Below are 1,012 nucleotides of genomic sequence, written 5' to 3'. Positions count from 1 at the left end.
GCCCAGCTTCGTGGAATTCCTGCACCAGGCCTCGATGCACGTCCAAATGGGGCTCAGTGGTCGGACCTTTACCAGCTGCATCGCGCTGGAGGCGGTGCAGATGTGATCACAGTTTATGAGCGCAAGTAGCGTGAACGCGTGTTTTCGTTGTTCCGATGCCTGGATTGATGGCGCTTTTGCACAGCTTCTGGATTGGGAGCCGAAGGCCCAGCCCAGGACGTTTGACGCGCGTGCGCAGCCATGGATGGCTGCCTTCCTCGTGCACGACAGCTTCAATGGTGTCGATGACTATCTGGAAAACGTGGCCCGGTTTCGGCGATTGGCTGCAAGCGGTCGATTGGGGCGCAGTCTCGAGGCGACGCACCGGGCGGCGAGTTTCCGGGAATTGAAAAAATCGCTGGAGGCACTTACAGGGCTGTCAGCGTTTGCCCACCTGGGCGGCATGCGAATCAACACGGCCAATCCGTTCAGTCGAGGATTTTTGCCGCCCCACCCGAACCAGGCCCAGCGCGCCATGCGGTGCTTGATTGAGCGGCGACGGGAGCTGAGCGCGACGGGGCGCCTTTCGATAGGAGGGGCCCTGGCGTCGTACATTGTCTTTTTGACGATCCACTTGCTTAGCGACGGCAACGGACGTTCAGCGCGCATGATGTTTGCTGCGGATTGTCTAGCAACCGTGCCTGAGATATCCGCACAGAGGATCATGGGTTTGGTGATGTTGCACCAGCAGCGAGGCACGTCCTTTCACCTCGCTGTTGCGTGCGCCAGGGCAGGAGATATGTCCATGATCGCGACATGCTTCGAGTGCGCAGTCGTAGACTCGGGTCCATTGCTCGAGCAGCTGGCGATCGCACTGGCATGGGAGGAGGGAGGCACTGCAGGCCAATTGCCCCCGCACCCCATCAGAGAGCTTCATCGCATGATCGAGATGAGACTCGGCTTCTCTCCCAGCGCCGAAGCGGGCGGCAGGCACGCCGCGCCCCGAGCAGCTCGGGACGCGTAAGGTGGGGCC

General features: G+C 61.1%; 1 protein-coding gene. It reads left to right on the top strand.

All coding sequences use genetic code 11. From position 1 onward, the window contains the following. Positions 1-244 precede the first annotated feature (244 nt). Complete coding sequence (locus ACXJKH_RS21190) at positions 245-1,003, top strand: hypothetical protein (RefSeq protein ID WP_457322325.1); 759 nt, start codon at positions 245-247, stop codon at positions 1,001-1,003. The last annotated feature ends 9 nt before the right edge of the window (positions 1,004-1,012 follow it).

The organism is Stenotrophomonas sp. P5_B8, assembly GCF_054049855.1.
Note: the sequence above shows the minus strand (reverse complement) of the source record. Positions and strands in the feature narration are given on the sequence as shown.